This window comes from Frateuria sp. YIM B11624, from assembly GCF_049727805.1.
Taxonomy (GTDB): Bacteria; Pseudomonadota; Gammaproteobacteria; order Xanthomonadales; family Rhodanobacteraceae; genus Frateuria_A.
The window spans coordinates 44,058-58,810 of sequence record NZ_JBCNYA010000005.1 but is presented as its reverse complement, the minus strand read 5'-3'; the positions used below and the strand labels follow the sequence as shown (position 1 = coordinate 58,810).

The 14,753-nt window shown below is 66.7% G+C and carries 11 protein-coding genes and 2 tRNA genes; 10 read left to right on the top strand and 3 right to left on the bottom strand.

Annotated elements, in window-relative coordinates:
- Positions 1-110: 110 nt before the first annotated feature.
- Positions 111-689 (bottom strand): superoxide dismutase, encoded by a 579-nt coding sequence (locus AAIL17_RS03745; protein WP_424681476.1) that lies wholly within the window; start codon positions 687-689, stop codon positions 111-113.
- A gap of 112 nt (positions 690-801) precedes the next feature.
- Here AAIL17_RS03745 and grxD point away from each other — a divergent pair, with 112 nt between their 5' ends.
- The 7 genes from grxD to AAIL17_RS03710 all read left to right on the top strand — a co-directional run bounded on the left by grxD (position 802) and on the right by AAIL17_RS03710 (position 9,824).
- Positions 802-1,128: a Grx4 family monothiol glutaredoxin gene (gene grxD, locus AAIL17_RS03740; RefSeq protein ID WP_424681475.1), complete on the top strand. Its 327-nt coding sequence runs from the start codon at positions 802-804 to the stop codon at positions 1,126-1,128.
- On the top strand, positions 1,125-1,892 hold the full coding sequence (locus tag AAIL17_RS03735; RefSeq protein WP_424681474.1) for an SDR family NAD(P)-dependent oxidoreductase: 768 nt from the start codon (positions 1,125-1,127) through the stop codon (positions 1,890-1,892). Before grxD ends, AAIL17_RS03735 begins: the two co-directional genes overlap by 4 nt.
- A 220-nt stretch (positions 1,893-2,112) precedes the next feature.
- Positions 2,113-2,709: a YhgN family NAAT transporter gene (locus tag AAIL17_RS03730; protein WP_424681554.1), complete on the top strand. Its 597-nt coding sequence runs from the start codon at positions 2,113-2,115 to the stop codon at positions 2,707-2,709.
- Positions 2,710-2,870: 161 nt separating this feature from the next.
- Positions 2,871-4,589, top strand: coding sequence for a GNAT family N-acyltransferase (locus AAIL17_RS03725; protein ID WP_424681473.1), 1,719 nt, complete (start codon positions 2,871-2,873; stop codon positions 4,587-4,589).
- A 234-nt stretch (positions 4,590-4,823) separates the two neighbouring features.
- Positions 4,824-8,132, top strand: a complete 3,309-nt coding sequence (locus tag AAIL17_RS03720; RefSeq protein ID WP_424681472.1) for a TonB-dependent receptor — start codon at positions 4,824-4,826, stop codon at positions 8,130-8,132.
- A 151-nt stretch (positions 8,133-8,283) separates the two neighbouring features.
- Positions 8,284-9,708 (top strand): nucleotide 5'-monophosphate nucleosidase PpnN, encoded by a 1,425-nt coding sequence (gene ppnN / locus AAIL17_RS03715; protein WP_424681471.1) that lies wholly within the window; start codon positions 8,284-8,286, stop codon positions 9,706-9,708.
- 39 nt (positions 9,709-9,747) lie between these two features.
- Positions 9,748-9,824: transfer RNA gene (locus tag AAIL17_RS03710), tRNA-Asn, on the top strand.
- 526 nt (positions 9,825-10,350) lie between these two features.
- Here AAIL17_RS03710 and AAIL17_RS03705 read toward each other — a convergent pair.
- A complete protein-coding gene (locus tag AAIL17_RS03705; protein ID WP_424681470.1) occupies positions 10,351-10,578 on the bottom strand; it encodes a hypothetical protein in 228 nt (75 codons plus the stop codon).
- A 102-nt stretch (positions 10,579-10,680) separates the two neighbouring features.
- Positions 10,681-11,235, bottom strand: a complete 555-nt coding sequence (locus tag AAIL17_RS03700) for a GspH/FimT family pseudopilin (RefSeq protein ID WP_424681469.1) — start codon at positions 11,233-11,235, stop codon at positions 10,681-10,683.
- Positions 11,236-11,387: 152 nt separating this feature from the next.
- Between AAIL17_RS03700 and uvrB the strand changes: the two genes are divergently transcribed.
- From uvrB to AAIL17_RS03685, 3 genes are all read left to right on the top strand, one after another.
- Positions 11,388-13,418: an excinuclease ABC subunit UvrB gene (gene uvrB, locus AAIL17_RS03695; protein WP_424681468.1), complete on the top strand. Its 2,031-nt coding sequence runs from the start codon at positions 11,388-11,390 to the stop codon at positions 13,416-13,418.
- A gap of 123 nt (positions 13,419-13,541) precedes the next feature.
- Positions 13,542-13,616, top strand: a tRNA-Val gene (locus AAIL17_RS03690).
- A 208-nt stretch (positions 13,617-13,824) separates the two neighbouring features.
- Entirely contained in the window at positions 13,825-14,712 is an 888-nt protein-coding gene (locus tag AAIL17_RS03685) for an ATP-grasp domain-containing protein (protein ID WP_424681467.1), read from the top strand.
- The last annotated feature ends 41 nt before the right edge of the window (positions 14,713-14,753 follow it).

Here is a 14,753-nt window from a genome sequence, read left to right as displayed (position 1 = left end):
TGCGCAGGTGGGTTTCAGCCCGCTTCCCGCCAGATGGGCTGAAGCCCATGCTGCGAAAGCAAAAAAACGGAGCCGGTGGCTCCGTTTTTTTCCGGGTCGCTGGCGCGGACTCAGGCCAGGTTGCTGGCCGCGAATTCCCAGTTCACCACGTTCCAGAAATTCTCCAGGTACTTCGGCCGCGCGTTGCGGTAATCGATGTAGTAGGCGTGCTCCCACACGTCACAGGTGAACAGCGGCTTGTCGCTGCCGGTGATCGGCGTGCCGGCGTTGGAGGTGTTGACGATGCCGAGCGAGCCGTCCGGGCGCTGCACCAGCCAGGTCCAGCCCGAACCGAAGTTGCCCGCGCCCATCTTGGCGAACTCTTCCTTGAACTTGTCGACGGAGCCGAACGCCTTGTTGATCGCGTCGGCCAGCTTGCCGGTCGGCTCGCCGCCGCCGTTGGGTGCCATCGAATGCCAGTAAAAGGTGTGGTTCCAGGTCTGCGCGGCGTTGTTGAAGATGCCGCCGGAGGACTTGCGGACGATCTCCTCCAGCGCCATTCCCTCGAACTCGGTGCCCGCGATCAGCTTGTTGAGGTTGGTCACGTAAGCCTGGTGGTGCTTGTCGTGATGGAACTCCAGCGTCTCGGCGGAGATGTTCGGCTCCAGCGCGTTCTTTTCGTAAGGCAGGGGAGGAAGTTCGATCGCCATGGGGGACTCCTTGGGCTTGCGGCTGAAAGGAAGCCGGGCCGGCCTGCCGGGCGGCGGGCCGTGCGCGACTGATACACTTGTGGTCCTGTACGCATTGTAGAACCCCCGAGCTATGGACGTTAACGAACGAATCAAGGCGGTGCTCGCCGAGCACCCGATGGTTCTTTTCATGAAGGGTACGCCGCAGTTCCCGACGTGCGGCTTTTCCAGCCGTGCCGCGCAGGCGCTCGAGGAAGCCGGCGCCACCTTCGAAGTCGTCAACGTGCTGGCCGATCCGGAGGTGCGTGCCGCGCTGCCGCACTTCGCCAACTGGCCGACCTTCCCGCAGTTGTTCATCCAGGGCGAACTGATCGGCGGCTGCGACATCGTCGAGGACCTGAAGTCCTCCGGCGAACTGGCGCGCATGGCCGCCGACGTCAGTGGCGCGGTGGGCGCATGACGCTGCCGACCGCACGCCTGCCGCAGGCCGCCGCGCCTGCGGCCGACAGCCTGGCCGGCCGCGTGGTGCTGGTCACCGGCGCCTACGGCGGCCTGGGCCGCGCGGTCTCGCTCGCCGCCGCCCGCGCCGGCGCGACCGTGGTGATCATCGGCAAGCGCAAGCGCCAGCTGGAACAGCTCTACGACCTGATCGTCGGCGAGCAACTGCCCGAACCGGTGATCCATCCGCTGGACATGGAGTCGGCCACGCCGCGCGACTACGAGGCGCTCGCCGAGGGGCTGGAGCGCGATCTCGGCCGGCTGGACGGCATCGTGCATTGCGCCGCCAGTTTCGGCGGGCTCACGCCGGTCACCATGCACAAACCGGACGAATGGCTGCGCACGCTGCACGTCAACGTGTCGGCACCGTTCGCCCTGACCCAGGCCTGCCTGCCGCTGCTGGCCAAGGCGCCCGACGCATCGGTCGTGTTCGTGCTGGACAACCCGGACCTGGTCAACCGCGCGCACTGGGGCGCCTACGGCGTGTCCAAGGCGGCGCTGGAGCGGTTCGTCGAGATCCTGCACCAGGAGACCGACACCACCACGATCCGCACCCACGCGCTCTTGCCCGCGCCGATGCGCACGGCGCTGCGCCATCTGGCGTATTTCGGCGAGGATCCGAACACCCAGCCGCTGCCCGACGCGGCCGCCGCGGCGGCGGTGTGGTTGCTCAGCCCGCAGGGTGCGTCCGCGCGCGGGGCCATGCTGGACCTGCGTCCCGCCTGACCGGCGTTCCGCGACCCGGTCCCCGGATTCCCTTCAGATGGGCGTCATTCCCTCACCTTCGCGGGAATGACTACATGGAGCGGACGCCGGGTCGGGATACATGCACCGGCGCCGATCCTCCGTACGAGCGCACCCGTGCGCGACCGCCATGCTCCCATTCGCCCCGCATGGCATCCTGTCCCCGATCACCACCCGAAGGAGCTCTTCCATGGAAACGCAGATGACCACCCTTTCGGCGGGCATCCTGCTGTTCCTGATCATGGATCCGCTCGGCAACGTGCCGTTCTTCCTGAGCCTGCTCAAGCATGTGCCGCCCAAGCGCCGGCGCTGGGTGATGATCCGCGAGCTGCTGATCGCGCTCGGCGTGCTGCTGGGCTTCCTGGTCGGTGGCCAGCACATCCTCAAGCTGCTGCAGCTCAAGCAGGAGTCGATCAGCATCGCCGGCGGCATCGTGCTGTTCCTGATCGGCATCCGCATGGTGTTCCCGCCGCCGGAGGGCGGCATCTTCGGCAAACCGGGCGAGAGCGAGCCCTTCATCGTGCCGATGGCGATCCCCGGCGTGGCCGGCCCCTCGGCGATGGCCGCGCTGCTGCTGCTCACCAATACCTCGCCCGGACGCACCGCCGACTGGGCCACCGCACTGCTGCTGGCATGGCTGGCGACCTCGGCGATCCTGCTCTCGTCCACCTACCTGTTCCGCTGGCTGGGCGAGAGCGTGCTGACTGCCCTTGAGCGAGTGATGGGCATGCTGCTGATCGCGCTGTCGGTGCAGATGTTCATGGGCGGCGTGGCGGCATTCCTGCACATGCAGGTGTGAGGCATTCGTAGGGCGAACTTTGGCCCACCGCATCCTTGCCGCAAGTTCGTAGATGGTGGGCTGAAGCCCCACCCTACGGATGCGTGACCTGGCGGGTTATCGTCGCCGCCGTCCTGTCATACTCTTGCGCCAGCATGGGCGGCGAACACCAGGAGGCGGTCATGCTCAGCGTCGAACGGACCCTTGTCGAGCGCCTGCCGTGGCTGGCGCAGCATCCGCGGATCCGCCGCCCGGTGGCTGGCCTGCTCGGCCGGCTGGCGGACGAGGCCGGCTTCAACCGCGTGCTCGACGCGGTGGGCAAGGTCGAGGGCTTCGACTTCGTCGAGCGTGCACTGGACGTGCTCGGCGCGAGCTACCACGTGAGCCCGCGCGAGCGCGAGCACATCCCCGTCGACGGCCCCCTGCTGGTGGTCGCCAACCATCCGCTGGGCATGGTCGACGCGCTGGCGTTGCTGCACATGGTCGGCTCGGTGCGGCATGACGTGCGCATCCTCGGCAACGACTGGCTGGCTTCCATCGAACCGCTGCGGCGCCTGCTGCTGCCGGTGGACGTGTTCGGCAAGGGCGCGGCCTCGAAGATGCGCGACATCTACCGCGCGCTGGAGCAGGGCGAGGCGCTGATCGTGTTTCCCGCCGGCGAAGTCTCGCGCATGGGCCCCGGCGGCGTGCGCGACGGCCGTTGGTCGGACGGTTTCGCGCGCCTGGCCAAACGGAGCGGCGCGCCGGTGCTGCCGGTGCACGTGGCGGCGCGCAACTCGGCGATGTTCTACGGCCTCTCGATGCTGGCCAAGCCGCTCAGCACGGCGATGCTGCCGCGCGAGGCGGTTGCGCCCATCCACCGCAGGATCGGCTTCGGCATCGGTGCGCTGGTCAGCGCCGAAGAACTCATGCAGCGCAGCGGTGATTCGCCCGAACAGGCGGCGAAGCTGATGCGTCGCCATGTCTACCGTGTCGGCCGCCGGCGCGGGCTGGTCTTCGGCGGGCAGGCGCCGCTGGCCCATCCCGAGCCGGCCGAGCGGGTCGCCGCCGAGTTGCTGGCGCAGGGCGAAAAGCTCGCCGACCTCAGCGACGGCAAGCAGGCATGGCTGTTCAAGGGCGCCGCCGACAGCACCATCCTGCGCGAGATAGGCCGCCTGCGCGAGCTGACCTTCCGCAAGGTGGGCGAGGGCACCAACGCGCGGCGCGACCTGGACGCCTTCGACCCGCACTACGAGCACCTGCTGCTGTGGGATCCGGCAGCGCTGCGCATCGTCGGTTCCTACCGTTTCGGCCACGGCGGGCGGCTGATCGCCGAGCGCGGCCTGGCCGGGCTCTATACCGCCAGCCTCTTCAATTACTCGCCGGCGCTCGAAGCGCGCCTGGCGCAGGGACTGGAACTTGGCCGCAGCTTCATCGCGCCGGCCTACTGGCGCTCGCGTGCGCTGGACCAGTTGTGGCAGGGCATCGGCCTGTACCTGCAGCGGTATCCGGAACTGCGCTACCTGTTCGGTCCGGTGAGCATGTCGGTCAACCTGCCGCGCGAGGCGCGCGAATGGATCGCCGCGGCGCACCAGCATTACTTCGGCGCGCCGGGGCTGGCCTCCGCGCGGCAGCCGTTCGTGGTGTCGCCCGGCGTGATCGGGCTGGTGCGCCGGGCGCTGGAAGGGCTCGATGCGCAGGCCGGCCTGGGCAAGCTCAAGCATCATCTCGATGCGCTCGGCGTGAGCATGCCGGTGCTCTACCGCCAGTACGTCGACCTGGTCGAGCCCGAAGGCGTGCAGTTCCTGGACTTCGGCGAGGATCCGGGCTTTTCCGGCTGCGTCGACGGCCTGGTGATGCTCGATCTGGCCAACCTCAAGCCCGCCAAGCGTGCGCGCTACCTCGGCAAGAGCGGCGCGTGAATCCGATCACCGCAAGGGGTGATTCGGTCGTCGTCTTGTCATAAACTATCGTTAAGTTTGCTTAACAACTGGTCGGTAGATGGGGTGGCCCCATCGCTGCTGGACGATAGCTGCGCCAAGAAGTTAGGGGTGACGAAAAACACGAGACATGCCAGGCCTGCGGCCCGGCATCGGCGTGCTTTTTTGTCCCGACATCGAATTTTCCGTTGCAAACCAATACAGGTCGATATGACGATGAAAAATCCAATTCGTGCCAAGGCCCTGCCGTTCGCCATCGCTTCGTTGCTGGCGGTCGCGGCGGCTCCCGCCCTCGCGCAGAACGTGACGTCCTCGGCGGTGAGCGGCCGCGTGGTCGACGCCGCGGGCCAGCCGGTGGCCAACGCCACCGTGCAGATCGTGCATGAGCCTTCGGGCACCACCAAGGTCGTCACCACCGACGCCGACGGCCGCTACACCGCGCAGGGCCTGCGCGTCGGCGGTCCGTTCGACATCACCGCGACCAAGTCCGGCATGGCGCAGGGCGAGCAGGGCAACGTCTACCTGCAGCTGGGCCAGGTTTCCGCCGTGAACCTGAAGATGGCCGCGGTCGAGGCGCAGAACCTCGGCGGCGTGACCGTCACCGCCTCGGCGCTGATGAACACCTTCACGCCCGACAACAAGGGCATGGGCACCAGCGTCTCGCATCGCGAACTGCAGGCCGCCCCGTCGCCGAGCCGCTCGATCACCGACATCGCCCGTCTCGACCCGCGCGTCTCCATCACCGATCCGGGCGACAGCTCGATCTCGATGATGGGCATGAACAGCCGCTACAACTCGATCAGCGTCGACGGCGTCGGCCAGGGCGACCCGTTCGGCCTGAACTCCAACGGCCTGCCGTACGTCGGCTCGCCCATCTCGGTCGACACCATCGACGAGTACAACATCTCCACCGCCAACTACGACGTCACCTCCGACGCCGTGGGTGCCAGCATCGACGCGGTGACCAAGTCCGGCACCAACGATTTCCACGGTTCGGTCTACTACGCCTACCGCAACGCCAACACGCTGGTCGGCGAACTGGATGACCAGCCGTACAACGGCTACAAGCGCGACTGGACCGCGGGCGCCACGCTGGGCGGCCCGATCGTCAAGGACAAGCTGTTCTTCTTCGTCAACTACGAGAAGGAGAAGACCGTCGGCCTGGGCGCCGACTCGGCCAACGGCCTGGATACGAGCCTGGGCAACGGCCCGTCCACCGACAACAAGGTCTCCCCGGGCGACCTGCAGCGCATCATCAACGCCGCCAACGCGCTGGGCCTCTCGCCCGGCACCTTCAGCGGCGGCAACGTGGACCTGGAAGACAAGCGCTACCTGGCCAAGCTGGACTGGAACATCTCCAACAACCACCGCGCCAGCCTGACCTACCAGCGCACCAAGGAAACCCAGCCCATCGTGCAGGGCAACAGCTCCAGCGCGATCGGCCTGACCAGCTACTGGTACACCAAGAACAGCGACACCAAGAACACGGTGCTGCAGTTCTTCGACGACTGGACCGACAGCTTCTCCACCGAAGCCAAGATCGGCTACCAGCGCTTCCAGCAGGTGCGCACGGTCGACACCCAGCAGCCGCAGGTGTTCGTCGACGTCACCCGCTTCGACAACGACGACGGCACGCAGAGCGGCGGCACGCCGTTCGTGGACCTGGGCGAAGACCAGTACAGCCACTACAACGTGCTGGACGTGAAGACCTGGCGCGGCTTCCTGGCCGGCACCTACTACCTGGGCGACCACACCCTCAAGGGCGGCGTCGACTTCCAGCAGAACAAGATCTACAACCTGTTCGGCCGCACCCAGTTCGGTGCGTACACCTTCTACGGCATCGACAACTTCGAGAAGGGCATCTACGGCTCGTACAACATCTACCAGCCGGCGCCGGGCTACACCCTGGACGACGTGGCCGCGCAGTGGACGATGCGCCAGTACGCGTTCTTCCTGCAGGACACCTGGCAGGCGAACGACAACCTGTCGCTGCAGTACGGCGTGCGCCTGAACATGGTCAAGACGGGCGACAAGCCGGTCTACAACCCGACCTTCGAGCAGACCTTCGGCTACCGCAACGACAACACCATCGACGGCATGCGCGTCGTCGAGCCGCGCCTGTCGTTCAACTACACCTTCAACACCGAGCGCATGACCCAGCTGCGTGGCGGCGTGGGCCTGTTCCAGTCGAACCCGCCGACGGTGTGGGCGACCAACCCGTACCAGAACAACGGTATGACCACGGCCACCTACCAGATCTACAACGACTGCGGCTTCGCACCGAGCGGGACCGACAACGGTCAGGTCTGCGACGGCGACCCGGTGGGCGCCCTGCCGGTGTTCAGCCCGGATCCGTTCAACCAGAACCTGCCGCCGCCGGCCGGCTCGCAGATGACGGTCGACACCATCGACCCGAACTTCAAGCTGCCGTCGGTGTGGAAGTTCAGCCTGGCGCTGGATCGCGAGCTGCCGTTTTGGGGCGTGATCGGTTCGGCCGAGTACCAGCACATCGACGTGCGCAACGGCATCCTGTACCAGAACATCAACATCGGTGCGCCGACCGGCGTGCTTCCGGACGGCCGCAACCAGTACTGGGCCACGCCGGGCGAGCCGGGCAGCTCGCGTGACGCACGCGCCAACCAGGAGCGCGCGTTCTCGGGCAGCTCGACGCTGCTGACCAACACCCACAAGGGTTCGGCCGACAGCCTGACCCTGTCGCTGAAGAAGCCCTTCTCCGAGTCGTGGTTCGGCAGCGTGGGCGTGACCCTGGGTCACTCGACCGAAGTGAACCCGGGCACCTCCAGCCAGGCCAGCTCCAACTACAGCAACAGCGCCTGGGTGAACCCGAACGACGACGTGGCCTCGACCTCGAACTACAACGTCGGCCGTCGCGTCACCGCCGCGCTGACCTGGCAGCACAAGTTCTTCGGTGACTACACCACCGCGATCAGCGCGTTCTACGATGGCCACGAAGGTCAGCCGTACAGCTGGGTGTTCAGCAACGACGCCAACGGCGATTCTTACAGCGCTTCGGACCTGGTCTACATCCCGACCGCCGGCGGCGACTCCAAGGTCACCTTTGCCGATGGCACGGATCCGGCCGTCATCCAGCAGTTCTGGAACTTCATCAAGAGCGACAGCTACCTGAGCAAGCACCAGGGCGAGATCGCCAAGCGCAACGGTACCCGTGCCGCGTGGGTGAACCAGGTCGACCTGAGCTTCCGCCAGGAGATCCCGGGCATCTTCAAGGGCAACAAGGGCGAGCTGCGTCTGGACATCTACAACTTCCTGAACATGCTCAACCCCGACTGGGGCCAGCAGAGCTACGTCGGCTTCCCCTACACCCGCAACCTGGCCAGCTACGCGGGCGTGGATGCGCAGGGTCGCTACATCTACGACCTGCCGACCGACGAGAACGGCAACTACCAGCCGGAACAGAAGATCATCTACGACGCCGGCCGCAACACCAAGACCAACGTGGTTTCGCGTTGGTCGGCGATGCTGACGGTGCGTTACAGCTTCTGATCCACCTAAAGTTGCACCACCTCGAACCGGCGCCCGCGAGGGCGCCGGTTTTTTTCTGCTTGACCCTTCACGTGTGTGCGCGGGAAGCTAAACGGTCCGCCACGGCCCCGGCATCAGGCCGGACACCGTCAGCGGCAGGAGAAGGCAACGCATGAACGACACCCACGCCGGCCGCGCCGGCAAGCCCGCCACCGTCAGCGCGCGCATCTCGCCGGCCGGCGGACTGGACATCCTCTCGCGCAACGAAGTCGCCCGCCTGCGCGATGCCAGCGGCTCGGGCCTGCACGCCCTGCTCCGCCGTTGCGCGCTGGCCGTGCTCACGTCCGGCAACATCAGCGACGACCCGCGCTCGATGTTCGAGCAGTACCCCGACTTCGACATCCAGGTGCTGCAGCAGGACCGCGGCATCAAGATCGAGCTCTCGCACGCGCCTGCACAGGCGTTCGTCGACGGCCAGATCATCCGCGGCATCAACGAGCTGCTGGTCGCGGTCATGCGCGACATCGTCTACGTGTCCAGCCAGCTGGAGCAGGGCGGCTTCGACCTCGACGACACTGTGGGCATCACCCACGCGGTGTTCGAGATCCTGCGCAACGCGCGCATCCTCAAGCCGCACATCGATCCCAACCTGGTGGTCTGCTGGGGCGGCCATTCGATCTCGCGCGACGAGTACGAGTACACCAAGTCGGTCGGCTACCAGTTCGGCCTGCGCGGCATGGACATCTGCACCGGCTGCGGCCCGGGTGCCATGAAGGGGCCGATGAAGGGCGCTACCATCGCGCACGCCAAGCAGCGCCGGCGCAACAACCGCTACATCGGCATCACCGAGCCGGGCATCATCGCGGCCGAATCGCCGAATCCGATCGTGAACCAGCTGGTGATCATGCCGGACATCGAGAAGCGCCTGGAGGCCTTCGTCCGCATGGCGCACGGCATCGTGGTGTTCCCCGGCGGCGTGGGCACCGCCGAGGAGATCCTCTATCTGCTCGGCATCCTGCTGCATCCGTCCAACGCGGGCACGCCGTTCCCGCTGATCTTCACCGGACCGAAGCAGTCGGCCGCCTACTTCGAGCAGATCGACCGATTCCTCAAGCTCTCGCTGGGCGAAGAGGTGGCGCAGCACTACCAGATCATCGTCGACGATCCCGCCGCGGTGGCGCGCGCGATGGTCAAGGGCATCGACAAGGTGCGCAACCATCGCCTGGACACCAAGGACGCGTTCTTCTTCAACTGGGCGCTGGACATCCCGTTCGCCTTCCAGTTGCCGTTCCGCCCGACCCACGAGGCGATGCGCGCGCTGGCCCTGCACCGCGGCCGCCCGCGCCACGAGCTGGCGGCGGACCTGCGCCGCGCGTTCTCCGGCATCGTCGCCGGCAACGTGAAGGAAGAGGGCGTGCGCGCGATCGAGCAGAACGGCCCGTTCGACATCGACGGCGAGGCGGACATCATGCGGGCGCTGGATGCGCTGCTGCAGGCCTTCGTCAACCAGCACCGCATGAAGCTCCCCGGTGGCTCGGCCTATGTGCCGTGCTACCGCGTGCGTGCGGAGGGCAAGGAGACCGCTCCGGCCGCTTGACAGCCTACGCAGCGCTATTCAAACTACGCAGCTCGCCCCGCCCGAATAGCTCAGCTGGTTAGAGCACTTGACTGTTAATCAGGGGGTCGTTGGTTCGAGTCCAACTTCGGGCGCCATATTGAAGGCCTTGCAGCGATGCAGGGCCTTTTTCTTTATGGGCTATTCGCACTGCCATCCATCGGTCGATGGGTCGAATCTGCCCGGCCTCACGAAACATTTGCCTGACATCACGGCGACTCGCTGCACGCCGTGGCGACGTTTGGATACGCCGCGCGGAAAGATCGTGAAATCTTCCTGATACGAGTGGATCACGACACTCGCCATGGCGATGCAAACCCCGGCTAGGTGCGCCAGGTCACAAAAGCCGTCATTGTGGCGGCGTATATCGCTTCTTGCCCGGTGGATCTTTCTCACCTCACTCCGACCATCGGGCCATCGGGCGCCCGGGGCCACACCGGGCGCCCTTCCTTTATCGGGCGAACAAATGGCCCGCCCGCGACGCCGAGTTTTCGGCCCGCTCTTCGGATTCGCAGGCAAGCTTATCGAGCCGTGCGACCCCCCATGGGTCAGCTCGAGCTCCCATGTGGCGCGCTGAAGGCACACGAACCTCGTCCCTCGTATATCCCCGCACTCGTGCAGCCTTCAATCGCCGGCGCCACCTTGCGCTGGCAAATGGCTGGCCAGCATGGCGAACAGCTTGTCGGAGGGCGAGCCGATGGCAACCAGCAGGTCGCCTTCCGTGCTGCGCACGAGGCAGGCCGACATGCCCGCGCTTTCCAGGTGCCGCTGCGCGGCCTCCAGCAGCGGGCCGGCGTCGGGCGGCGGCTTGGGCGGTTCCGGGCGGCGGCGGGAGGCATCTCCGTAGGCCATGGCGAAACTCCGGTGCAGGGTATTGGCCGCTTGTGGCACCCCATCCGTGAACAGCCGGTATAGCGCCCGACAAGGCGTGCACCCACGCCGGCAGTCCCGTCTTCATCCCTCCTGGGAACAGCCGGCCGCCTGCTTGCCGCGGGGCCGGCTTCCACGGGCCCGCCCGGAGTTGGAAACCACGACGCCCAATGCCCCTTCCGCGTGGTCGCGGCTGCAGAAGAGCAGCGTGAGGTTGCTGCCGCTGGCGCTGCCATCGGACAGGAACGTCACGTGCCGGCGCGCCTCGCTGCTCAGTATGAGCAGCCGCGCATGGGCCTCGCCGATCCGCAGTGGCGCCCCATCCGGCTGGTTGTCGCGATCGTTGTCGACGCCGACCAGCCAGCCGCCGTCCCAGCGGCTTTCCTCGCTGCAATGGACCTTGTCCAGGCTCGGGCAGAACAGCACGCGCGAGCGCCGCAGCACGGCTTCGCCGCGCGCAAAACCGAGCGCTTCCAGGAAATCCATCTGCGCCGATTGCACGCGCGCGCGGCGCACGAAGGCGGCCAGTGACGGGCTGGCGATGCCGGCGAGCACCGCCAGGATCGCCACCACCATCACCTGCTCGACCAGCGTGATGCCGCGCGAACGGCCGCGCCCGCCTTGCTGCATCCCTGCCATGCCATCGCTCCCTGCGAGGAGCGGGCATCATCGGCGGCCCGGCCGGCCCACCGTAAGCGGCGCCCAGGCCGCCAGCCTGTGCGCCTGTACTGACAGGTCCTGTCAGCAGGGCGCCTTTAAGATCGACCCATCCGCCCGCATATCCGTCAGCCATGACCGACCGTTTCGAACTCGTCTCCCCGTACCAGCCCTCCGGCGACCAGCCGCAGGCGATCGCCAAATTGAGCGAGGGCTTCGAGGCCGGCCTCGCCGCGCAGACGCTGCTGGGCGTCACCGGTTCGGGCAAGACCTACACCATCGCCAACGTGATCCAGCAGGTGCAGCGTCCCACCGTGGTGCTGGCGCCGAACAAGACACTGGCCGCGCAGCTCTACGGCGAGTTCAAGGAATTCTTCCCCAACAACGCGGTCGAGTACTTCGTCAGCTACTACGACTACTACCAGCCCGAGGCCTACGTGGTTGCCTCGGACACTTTCATCGAGAAGGACGCCTCGATCAACGACCACATCGAGCAGATGCGCCTGGCCGCGACCAAGGCGCTGCTCTCGCGGCGCGACTCGATCATCGTCGCCACCGTCTCGGCCATCTACGGCCTGGGCGATCCGGAGGACTACCTTTCGCTGCGCCTGATCCTCTCGGTCGGCGAGCACATGGACCAGCGCAAGCTGATCCACCAGCTCACCGAACTGCAGTACACCCGCAACGAGATGGAGCTGCGCCGCGGCACCTACCGCGTGCGCGGCGAAATCATCGACGTGTTCCCCGCCGAATCGGAAACCGAGGCGCTGCGCATCGAGCTGTTCGACGGCGACGTGGAAAACCTCTCGCTGTTCGACCCGCTCACCGGCGAGACCATCCGCAAGATTCCGCGCTACACCGTCTACCCGCGCACCCACTACGCCAGCACCCGCGAGAGCGTGCTCAACGCCATCGAGACGATCAAGGTCGAGCTCAAGGAGCGGCTGGAGCTGCTCTACCGCGACAACAAGCTGGTCGAGGCGCAGCGGCTGGACCAGCGCACCCGCTTCGACATCGAGATGATGGCCGAGGTCGGCTTCTGCCAGGGCATCGAGAACTACTCGCGCCACCTCACGCGCCGCGGCCCCGGCGAACCGCCGCCGACGCTGTTCGACTACCTGCCTCCGGATGCGCTGCTGGTGGTGGACGAATCGCACGTCACCGTCCCGCAGCTCGGCGCCATGTACAAGGGCGACCGCTCGCGCAAGGAGACGCTGGTCGAGTTCGGCTTCCGGCTGCCCTCGGCGATGGACAACCGCCCGTTGCGCTTCGAGGAATGGGAACAGCGCGCGCCGCGCACCATCTACGTCTCCGCCACGCCGCGCAACTACGAGCTGGAGAAATCCGGCGACGCCGTCACCGAACTGGTGGTGCGCCCCACCGGCCTGGTCGATCCGGAAGTGGAAGTGCGCCCGGTGCGCACCCAGGTCGACGACCTGCTCGGCGAAGCCAAGAAGCGCATCGCCATGGGCGACCGCGTGCTGGTCACCACGCTGACCAAGCGCATGGCCGAGAACCTCACCGAATACCTCTCCGAGCACGACGTGAAGGTGCGCTACCTGCACTCGGACATCGAGACGGTCGAGCGCACCGAGATCATCCGCGACCTGCGCCTGGGCGAGTTCGACGTGCTGGTCGGCATCAACCTGCTGCGCGAGGGCCTGGACATGCCCGAGGTCTCGCTGGTGGCGATCCTGGACGCCGACAAGGAAGGCTTCCTGCGCTCCACCGGCTCGCTGATCCAGACCATTGGCCGCGCCGCCCGCAACGTGCGCGGCAAGGCCATCCTCTACGCCGACGAAGTCACCCGCTCGATGCAGGCGGCGATGGACGAAACCGCCCGCCGCCGCGAAAAACAGATCGCCTGGAACGAAGCCAACGGCATTACCCCGCAGACCGTCGTGCGCCGCATCGCCGACATCATGGAAGGCGCCCGCGCCGAGCCCGCCAGCCGCGGAAGGGGCAAGGCCGCCAAGGGCGTGCGCGGCAAGGCCGTGGCCGAAGGGGCAGGGGAGTACGCCAACCTCACCGCCACCCAGGCCGCCGCCGCCATCCGCAAGCTCGAAAGCCAGATGTACAAGCACGCCCAGAACCTGGAGTTCGAAGAAGCTGCCCGCCTCCGCGACCAGATCCACAAGCTGCGCGAACAGGTCATGCAGAGCTAGCAAGCTCTGCTCCCTCTCCCCTCCGGGGAGAGGGCCGGGGTGAGGGGCCACTCTTGCGTTGAACCATCATCGGGCCCAAAGGCTTGGCACCGCCCCCCACCCTTGCTAAACTTCGCGGCTCTTGGGCGGTTAGCTCAGCGGTAGAGCACTACCTTGACATGGTAGGGGTCACAAGTTCGATCCTTGTACCGCCCACCAAGATTTCGAACAGGCCGGCAGCAATGCCGGCCTGTTTGCATGAGGGCCACCGGTTTTCGCTTTAGGACAGCGCCCGCGAGCCAGTGAAAACCGTTGCGCGTTTCCATCCGGCGCAACCGGCATCGAGGGGTGCTGCGACGGGCTTCAGATCCGCCACGCTCGATACCGGTTTTCTCCAAGGGCTCCCTCCGACCAAGGAGGCCGTACCGTGTCCGCTTCTCCCCGATTCCGTCTCGCGTTCGCCACGTCCGTGCTGGTGCCTGGCATCCATCCGGACGATGCGCACCTCGCCGCCTGCCTGCGTGACCGCAGCATCGAGCCCGTCGCCTGCGTGTGGAACGACCCGGCCGTGGACTGGACCGGCTTCGACGCAGTGCTGATGCGCACGACCTGGGACTACTTCCAGCACTACGCCGCCTTCCTGCAATGGCTCGACCTTTTGCCCGTGCCGCTGATCAACGACCGCGCACTGGTGCGCTGGAACAGCGACAAGCGCTACCTGCTGGACCTGGCCGCGCAGGGCGTGGACATCATTCCCACCCGGCTAGCCACGGCTGCCGAGCTGCCGGCCTGCACCCGGGCGATGGCGGGACAGGAGCTCATCGTCAAGCCGACCGTCAGCGGCACCGCCTGGCACACCGTCCGCGGCCGCGCCGGCGATTCGGCGTTCGGTACGGAGCTGGCCGCACTGCCGCGGGACTTCCGCTACCTGGTGCAGCCCTTCCTCGCGGAAGTGCTCGGCGCAGGCGAGTGGTCGCTGCTCTTCTTCGATGGCCGCTATAGCCATGCCGTCATCAAGCGTCCAGCCGCGGGCGACTTTCGCGTGCAGGGCGAGTTCGGCGGCACCTCGCGGTTGGCCGAGCCACCGGCGCACGTGCTCGCCAGCGCGCAACGCGCGCTCACTGCCACCGCTGCGCTTGGCCACGCCGGCGTCGCCTACGCCCGCGTGGACGGTGTGGTGGCCGACGGCGGCTTCCGGCTGATGGAGCTGGAAATGATCGAGCCCTACTTGCACCTTGGCGTGCGGCCCGAGGCGGCCGAACGCTTCGCCATGCATTTGGCCGAGCGGTTGACCAAGCGGACGATCGTATCCTGAAGGTGCGGAGCCTGGCATGTTTACGGGCGTGGCTAGTTAAG